This is a genomic window from Arthrobacter sp. ISL-85, from assembly GCF_018613675.1.
Classification (GTDB): domain Bacteria; phylum Actinomycetota; class Actinomycetes; order Actinomycetales; family Micrococcaceae; genus Arthrobacter.
Map to the genome: position 1 here is coordinate 200,183 of NZ_JAGGPQ010000024.1, position 8,328 is coordinate 208,510.

The window sequence follows — 8,328 nt, forward strand, 5'->3', positions numbered from 1 at the left end:
CGGCTGGCACCCCCCAGGGCATGTACCAGTCACTTAACCCCTCAGGAGACCACCCATGTTCCGGCTGGCGCACCTTTCCCTGGCGAACCGGGCCCTGATCGCGCTGATCACTGTCTTTGCCTCGGTCTTCGGCGTGATCACCATGTCCTCGCTGAAGCAGGAACTCATTCCTTCCATTGAGTTCCCGCAGATCACGGTGCTCAGCTCCATGCCGGGCGCATCACCGGAAGTAGTGGACAAGCAGGTCAGCGGTCCACTGGAGAAGGCGCTCAACGGCGTGGAGGGGCTGGAATCCACCTCCTCCACGTCGCGGACCGGCGTCTCCCAGATCACCATGGTCTTCACCTACGGGTCGAACCTGGACCGGGCCCGGAACCAGATCGACCGGGCCATTTCCAACGCCAAGCGGACCCTGCCCAGCGACGTCCAGCCGCAGGCCATCGCCGGAAGCATCAGCGACTTTCCCATCGTTTTCCTCGCCGTTTCGTCGGACAAGCCGCTGAGCGAACTGAACGCCGACCTGCAGCGCCTCAGCGTCCCCCGGCTGCAGAAGATCGACGGCGTCCGCAGTGCCGATGTCACGGGCGGCGCCTCCCAGCACATCGAGATCCTCCCGCGGGCCGACGCCATCGCCGCGGCAGGGACAAGCGTCACCGCCATCCGCGACGCCCTGTCCAACAACGGTGCGCTGGTGCCTGCGGGGACCCTCGAGGACCAGGGCAGGACCCTCTCGCTGCAGGTCGGCAGCCCGGTTGACTCCCTCGACGCCATCAAGGCCCTGCCGCTGGCTGGCGCGAAGAACGCCGCGACCATCGGTTCGGTTGCCGATGTTTCCCTCAAGGACGATGAGCGCACCTCCATCACCCGCACCAACGGGGCAGAGACCCTTGCCGTCTCAGTGACCAAGAAGCCCGAGGGCGACACGGTGGCGATTTCCCACGCCGTGCGGGACTCCCTGAATCAACTGGAGGCTGAACTGGGCTCCAACGCCAAGTTCACCCCCGTCTTCGACCAGGCACCCTTCATCGAAAAGTCCATCAAGGACCTCACCACGGAAGGCCTGCTGGGGCTTGGGTTCGCCGTCGCCGTCATTCTGCTCTTCCTGATGTCCGCCCGCTCCACGCTGGTCACGGCAGTGTCCATTCCGCTGTCACTGCTGATCACGTTCATCGGCCTGTCCGGCACCGGCTACTCGTTGAACATCCTGACGCTCGGCGCGCTCACCATCGCAATCGGGCGCGTGGTGGACGACTCGATCGTCGTCATCGAAAACATCAAGAGACACCTCAGTTACGGGGAGGAAAAGTCGACGGCGATCCTCACCGCCATCAGGGAAGTGGCCGGCGCGATCACTGCCTCCACCCTGACCACGGTGGCGGTGTTCCTGCCCATCGCATTCGTCGGTGAACTGGCCGGTGAACTGTTCCGGCCGTTCGCCCTGACGGTCACCATGGCGCTGCTGGCGTCGCTGCTGGTGTCGCTGACGATCGTTCCGGTGCTGGCCTACTGGTTCCTCAAGAATCCCAAGGGTGGCCCCGCCGTCGCGCCCGCAGGCTCCGTCGAGGCCCGGCGCATGGCCGACGAGGCCAAGGCCAGGGCCCACGACGCCGAGCAGCGCAGCCGGCTGCAGCGCGGTTACCTCCCCATCCTCCGGTCCACGCAGAAGCATCCCGTGATCACACTGGTGGCGGCTGTCCTGGTGCTCGGCGCCACCGGTGCCATGACGCCGCTGCTGGCCACCAACCTCCTGGGAGACTCGGGGCAGAACAGCCTGACCGTGCGCCAGGTGCTCCCGGCCGGGACCAGCCTGGCCGACACCAGTGCCGCCGCCATCCGCCTCGAAGGGGTCCTGCGCGGCATCGACGGCATCAAGGACGTCCAGGTTACTTCCGGCAACGCGCAGGCCGGCTTCGCCGCACTCACCTCCACCGGATCCTCAAACTCGACATTCACGGTGGTCACGGACGAAAAGGCCAACCAGGAACGCCTCCAGGACACCGTACGGTCGGAGCTCGCCAAGGTTCCCGATTCCGGAAAGGTCTCCGTAGGAACCCAGCAGGGCGGCCTCGGCACCTCATCCACCGTTGACATCACGCTGAAGGCTGCCTCCAGCGCAGACCTGCGGACAGCCAGCGACACCATGGTGGCGGCCATGACGGGCGTCCCGGGCACCAGCGAGGTGGCCAGCAACCTCGCAGCCAGCAACCCCGTGGTGCAGGTCAAGGTGGACCGGGCCAAAGCCACTGCCGCCGGGTTGAACGAGGAACAGGTGGCCGGTGTCCTCGCCTCCACCATCAGCCCTATCCCGGCCGGCACGGTGCGGATTGATACCAATGACTTCCCCGTCCGGATCGGCCAGGGTACGAAGTTCACCAGCATCGATGCGGTCCGGAACATCCCGTTACCCGCCGGCGGCCGGCCGGTGACGCTGGGAAGCATCGCATCCGTGGAGCAGGTGGACGTCCCCGTCTCCATCACTTCCAGCAACGGTGAGCGCACCGCCAAGGTGTCCATTACGCCGTCGGGCTCCAACTTGGGCGCCGTGAACACCGAAGTCCAAAAGCGCATGGCTGGCGTCCAGCTGCCGCCTGGAGTCACCGCCGAAATCGGCGGGGCCACCACCCAGCAGGCGGAGTCCTTCCGGCAACTGGGCCTGGCCCTGCTGGCAGCCATCGCCATCGTGTACGTGATCATGGTGGCCACCTTCAAGTCCCTCATTCAGCCGCTGATCCTGCTGGTCTCGGTTCCGTTCGCGGCGACCGGCGCGGTGGCCCTGCTGCTGCTCACCGGGGTGCCGCTGGGCCTGCCGTCGCTCATCGGCATGCTGATGCTGGTGGGCATCGTGGTCACCAATGCGATCGTGCTGATCGACCTGATCAACCAGTACCGGCAGCCCCGCGACGGCCGGCCCGGCATGAACGTGGCGGACGCCATCACGAACGGCGCCCGGCAGCGCCTCCGGCCAATCCTCATGACAGCCCTTGCCACCGTCTTTGCGCTGACCCCCATGGCCCTGGGCCTCACGGGTGGCGGCGGGTTCATCTCCCAGCCGCTGGCCGTGGTGGTAATCGGCGGCCTGGTGTCCTCCACGGCGCTGACCCTGATCCTGGTGCCGGTGCTCTACCGGCTGGTGGAGGGGCGGCGGGAGAAGAGGGCGCTGCTGCGGGACCTGCAGGCCCGTCCACAGGGCGGCCCGGGTTCCGACATCGACGCCGAGTTCAGGGACTGGACCACCGGACAAGTGCCCAAGGTCACCGGCCGGCGCGCCGCTCCCGGCGACGCCTAATAAATCAGCGGAATATTTCCAGCACGACTCCGTTATACCCGGCGATAGATGCAAATGCATCTACATTGGTCTACACTGGAACCAAGCCCCAAGCCCAGGAACGGAAAGGCACGCCATGCAAATCGGTGTTTTCAGCGTCAGCGATATCACCACGGACCCCACCACGGGCCGTACCCCCACCGAACACGAGCGCATCAAGGCGTCGGTCGCCATCGCCAAAAAGGTGGAGGAAATCGGCATGGATGTCTACGCCATCGGCGAGCACCACAACCGCCCTTTCTTCTCCTCCTCCCCCACCACCACCCTGGCCTACATCGCAGCCCAGACCGAACGCATCATCCTCTCCACGGCCACCACGCTGATCACCACCAATGACCCGGTGAAGATCGCCGAAGACTTCGCCATGCTCCAGCACCTGTCGGACGGGCGCGTGGACCTGGTCCTGGGCCGCGGCAACACGGCCCCGGTGTACCCGTGGTTCGGCAAGAACATCCAGGACGGCGTGGAGCTGGCCATCGAGAACTACAGCCTCCTGCGCAAGCTGTGGGACGAGGACACGGTGAACTGGTCCGGCAAGTTCCGTACCCCGCTGCAGAACTTCACCTCAACGCCCCGTCCGCTCGACGGCGTTGCCCCCTTCGTCTGGCACGGCTCCATCCGCACTCCACAGATCGCCGAGGTGGCCGCCTACTTTGGCGACGGCTTCTTCGCCAACAACATCTTCTGGCCCAAGGAGCACTACCAGCAGCTGATCGGCCTCTACCGCGAGCGGTACGAACACTACGGCCACGGCAAGGCGGACCAGGCGATCGTGGGCCTCGGCGGCCAGTTCTTCATGCGGAAGAACTCCCAGGATGCGGTCAAGGAATTCCGCCCGTACTTTGACAACGCCCCCGTCTACGGCCACGGCCCTTCCCTTGAGGACTTTACGTCGCAGACCCCGCTGACCGTGGGCAGCCCGCAGGAGGTCATTGAAAAGACATTGACCTTCCGCGAGTACTTCGGTGACTACCAGCGCCAGCTGTTCCTGATCGACCACGCCGGCCTGCCGCTGAAGACCGTCCTGGAGCAGCTGGACCTGTTCGGCGAGGAAGTCCTGCCGGTCCTGCGCAAGGAGTACGCGGCCCTCAAGCCCGCGCACGTTCCGGAGCCGCCCACCCATGCCGGCCGCGTGGCTGCCCTGCTGGCATCGCAGGAGGCGTCTGCGGCGGCCTCCCAGGCGGCATCCCAGGACGCCGACAAAGCCACCTCGGAGGCGTGATGGCTGCGGGAGGAGCGGAATCGCCGGTGCGGCTTGCGGCGGAAACCTGGGAGTCACTGTTCCGAACGCAGGTAGCGGTGATGCGGAAACTGCAGGCCGGACCCGCGTTCCGGAAGCTGGCCGTGAATGAATACGACGTGCTGTTCACGCTCTCCCGCTGCCCGTCCGGCTGGCTGCGGCTCAACGAACTCAACGACAACGTCCTGCTGAGCCAGTCCAGCCTCAGCCGGCTGGTGGAGCGGCTCGAAAAGCGGGGACTGGTAGCGCGGATGCCGGCACCCGATGACGGCCGCGGCGTACTGCTCAAGCTGACGGACGAGGGACGGGAACTGCAGAAGGAGATTGGCCGGGAGCATGTCCGGGACATCTCGGCCCTGGTGGGTCCCGCGCTGACCGCCGCCGAACAGAAGGAGCTCAAGCGCCTTACGGACAAGCTGCGGAACTCCCTGGGGAAGCGCTAGCCCAGCTGCACCAGCCGGGCGGGGTCCTCGGCGGGCAGGTCCCCGTTGACCACCGCGGTCACGCGCAGCTGGTTCAACACCAGGCTCCCGCCAACCGTGGAAAGGAAGGCCGTGTCCGACGAGTCCCGGCCCGCAGTGATACGCAGCATCGACTCCCGCGGGGCAAGCCCCGTGGGGTCGATGATGTGCCAGGCCCCCTCCACATAGGCTTCCGCCACCGCGTGGAAATCCATGGGGTTCAGGCCGGGGGCGTAGACCGCCGCGAGACGGGCGGGGATGTCCTTGGACCGCAGGAGGGCAATGGCCAAGTGCGCGAAGTCCCGGCAAACACCCCGCCGGCTGAGGAGGGTCTCCACCGCACCGTCCGTGCCGCGGGAGGAACCGCTGATGTACCGCAATTCGCCGTTAACCCAGTCGCGGACCGCATGCACCAGGTCCGCCCCCTGGACACCTTCGAACTCGGCGTAGGCAGTGGGCAGCAGCCGGTCCGACTCGGCATAACGGCTGGGACGGACGTAACGGATGCGGTCGGCCAGGCTGGCCTCTTCTGGCACGGCCCGTCCTGCCACCCTGGCCGAATATTCAACAGTGACCTCGGTGGCCCCGGCGAACTCCATGTAGTGGAACCGGCCGCCGTGGTGGTCCGAAACTTCCGTGAGTGGAACCTCCGCTCCGCCGGCCAGGACGGACAGTGATTCTTCAAAGGAGGAGTAGCCGCTGTTCCTCGCCACGGCGATGGCCATGGCAACCTTGGTGTTGGCGATGGTCCTGAAGGCCAGGCGTGCGGAAACAGTGCGTTCCATGTCTCTCCGGGGGTGTGGGGGCGGGCGGCAAGTCGGGTGCCCCGGCATCTGGTGAGCGCCGGCAGCGGGACTAGTTTTTGACCTTCAGCGACATTAGCATCCGCTGCACGTTGGCGAAGTCAGGGCTCTCGCTGACGTACTGGGCCGCCTGGCCCAGGGTGTCGAAGGCCTTCGCCGGAGCCACCTTCTCCTCCGGCGCGAAGGCTTTGAGGGTCACAAGGTCGCCAAACGAATAGTCCCCCTTGGCGGCCGGTCCCCGCACCACATTGCGCAGGACGCACGCCTGCCCGTCAGTTCCACCCGCCAGGTTGGTGATGCCGTAGGAACCGAAGAACCGGTAGCCCTGGATCACCCGGTAGACCATGCGCGGCGGGATGGTTCCGTCGCCGCCCTCTGCGGCGAGATCAAACGGTACGCTGCTGATCACCGTATACGGGTGCCGTGCGCTTTCCGGGCACTCAGCGGACGACGGCGGCAGTCCCGTCCGGAGCGAGGCCACAAAGGTCCCGTCGGGCTTCTTCACGTCAACCTTCAGTCCGCCGGGCAGGACGCCTTCCTCCGGCGCCACGGACTGGGCGATCCAGTCCGACGGCAAATCGAAGCTGACCGTCTTCGCGGGATCGGAGAACGTCTTCCACGACGCTGCCGTGGGTACACTCTGGGGTTCCCCGGAAGGAGCCGGGGCGGATGCGGTGCCGCTGCCTGCCGAAGGCGACGCTGTTCCGGAAGTTGCTGGCCCCGACGTTGCTGTTCGGGAAGGTTCCGGCTGCGCGGTCCAGGCCGGGCTGCCGGCCTGGGGTCCGGAGCAACCGGCCAGCAGAACCGCGGCGGCCGCCAGGGCCATACCGGAAAGAACAGCCTTTGCTGGCGAACCTGTCATGGGACACAGCCTAATGGGGGCTGCTCCTCCTCTCCTGCCTGTCGCGGAGGTGTTTCCTGCAGCCCCCGGCGCGGCCCCTCAGCCGCCAGGCAACCGGCCCGCCGGCCGCGGCAGCTGCCCGGCGTGTCGCCGTCGGACCTTTATCACCCCGGGCTGGGACTAGGCTGGAGACTATGTCGGAAGAGCAGCACGGCGCAGCCGAAGAGAATCCCGCGGACATATCCGCCCTGGACATCGCCGACTGGCGGCTCCGGACTTTCGCACTCTACGACACCGTCCGCCGGATCTCAGCCGAAAGCCCGTCCGAAGCGCACTCATACTGGCGCCATCAGCGCGACCTGATGTTCGCCACGCATCCGGCTTCAGCGCTGACTGCGGCGGACAAGGCACGCTTTTCCGGCCTGAAAACAGCCGACTACGATCCCATCTACCGGTTCCACGTCCCGCTCACCAAGGAAGGCGCGGGCCGGGAGCTGAGCGTGGATACAGGAACCGACGGCGTGGTCCACTTTGTCCGGCTCGGCACGTTCGACCTTCCGGAAATGGGCCAGCTGGGGGTGTGGAAGATCCATGGATACGGCGGCGGTATCTTCGTTCCGTTCCGCGACGCCACGGCCGGCCAGCCGGGCGGAAGCTACGGGGCGGGGCGCTACCTGCTGGACACCCTCAAGGGCGCATTCCACGGAGTCAGCGGCACCGGGCCGGGCGCCGCGTTCGTGCTGGACTTCAACTTTGCCTACAACCCCTCCTGCGCCTACAACGAAGCGTGGGCATGCCCCCTGCCCGGGCCGTCCAACCGGTTGGCAGTGGACATCCCTGTGGGCGAGCTGTACTGATGCCGGCGGTCCCCGGTAACGCCGCGTGAGGGACGGTACGTCCGCCCCCGCCATCCCCGAGACCACCAGCCACCGCTTTCCCGCCACCAGGCACTACCGCGGGATCCTGCGCTTTCCCGTCATCCGGCAGCTGATCCGCTTCTCCGGCGTCGGCGTCATCTGCACGGCGGCGTCCCTGGGGATTTACGCGCTGCTGCGGCCGTGGCTTGGCGCCCAGCTGGCCAATGCCGTGGCCCTGGTTCTCACGTCCCTGCTGAACACGGCCCTGAACCGGTGGCTGACCTTCAAAATTGCAAGCCAGCAGCGCCGTACCCGTGACCACCTCGATGGCCTGGTGGTGATTGCCGTTGCCCTGGTGATCACGGGGAGCAGCCTGGGCGTCCTGCACTGGTTCAATCCGGATGCAAGCGTGGGCGACGAGCTGGTGGCCACCACGCTGTCCGGCTTCCTGGCCACCGCCGTGCGCTTCAGTATGCTGCGGCACTGGATCTTCCGCCGCGCACGTCACCGCTGATATGTAGGTTGGATTGTCAAGAGGGCAGAGATGAGCGGCTCCTGGGCCCGTGTGGTTCCGGGGGCCGCTCATCGGGTGCCGGTCCGGTCGTGGTGTGAGTGGTGGTGGCGAGTCGTTTTCGACTGGCAGTGTCAGGCTGACATTCGCGGGTTGGTTACCGCATGACGATGTGTTCGGCTGGAGCGTTATCGGTGTCTAGGATCGAGCGTCGACGGTTTGGTCCGTCTGCTCATAGCGGTTTCTCGAGTTAGCTCCGCGTGCTGCCATCGCCACGTGCACCACGTCCC

The 8,328-nt window shown here is 66.4% G+C and carries 7 protein-coding genes; 5 read left to right on the top strand and 2 right to left on the bottom strand.

The features are described 5' to 3' along the window. The first annotated feature begins 55 nt into the window (after window positions 1-55). From J7I84_RS18160 to J7I84_RS18170, 3 genes are all read left to right on the top strand, one after another. Window positions 56-3,286: an efflux RND transporter permease subunit gene (locus tag J7I84_RS18160; RefSeq protein WP_214945917.1), complete on the top strand. Its 3,231-nt coding sequence runs from the start codon at window positions 56-58 to the stop codon at window positions 3,284-3,286. 115 nt (window positions 3,287-3,401) lie between these two features. Continuing rightward, complete coding sequence (locus tag J7I84_RS18165) at window positions 3,402-4,547, top strand: LLM class flavin-dependent oxidoreductase (RefSeq protein ID WP_214945918.1); 1,146 nt, start codon at window positions 3,402-3,404, stop codon at window positions 4,545-4,547. Then, entirely contained in the window at window positions 4,547-5,008 is a 462-nt protein-coding gene (locus J7I84_RS18170; RefSeq protein ID WP_214945919.1) for a MarR family winged helix-turn-helix transcriptional regulator, read from the top strand. Before J7I84_RS18165 ends, J7I84_RS18170 begins: the two co-directional genes overlap by 1 nt. Here J7I84_RS18170 and J7I84_RS18175 read toward each other — a convergent pair. Both J7I84_RS18175 and J7I84_RS18180 read right to left on the bottom strand, forming a co-directional pair. Then, window positions 5,005-5,811, bottom strand: a complete 807-nt coding sequence (locus tag J7I84_RS18175) for a transglutaminase family protein (RefSeq protein WP_214945920.1) — start codon at window positions 5,809-5,811, stop codon at window positions 5,005-5,007. The two genes, J7I84_RS18170 and J7I84_RS18175, sit on opposite strands and share 4 nt — an antisense overlap. 70 nt (window positions 5,812-5,881) lie before the next feature. Next, window positions 5,882-6,691 carry a hypothetical protein gene (locus tag J7I84_RS18180; RefSeq protein WP_251046759.1) on the bottom strand — a complete coding sequence of 270 codons (810 nt, stop codon included), beginning with the start codon at window positions 6,689-6,691 and terminating at the stop codon, window positions 5,882-5,884. 173 nt (window positions 6,692-6,864) lie between these two features. On the opposite strand from J7I84_RS18180, the gene J7I84_RS18185 reads away from it, so the two are divergent. Both J7I84_RS18185 and J7I84_RS18190 read left to right on the top strand, forming a co-directional pair. After that, a complete protein-coding gene (locus J7I84_RS18185) occupies window positions 6,865-7,527 on the top strand; it encodes a DUF1684 domain-containing protein (RefSeq protein WP_214945921.1) in 663 nt (220 codons plus the stop codon). A 25-nt stretch (window positions 7,528-7,552) separates the two neighbouring features. Next, complete coding sequence (locus J7I84_RS18190) at window positions 7,553-8,041, top strand: GtrA family protein (RefSeq protein ID WP_214945922.1); 489 nt, start codon at window positions 7,553-7,555, stop codon at window positions 8,039-8,041. The last annotated feature ends 287 nt before the right edge of the window (window positions 8,042-8,328 follow it).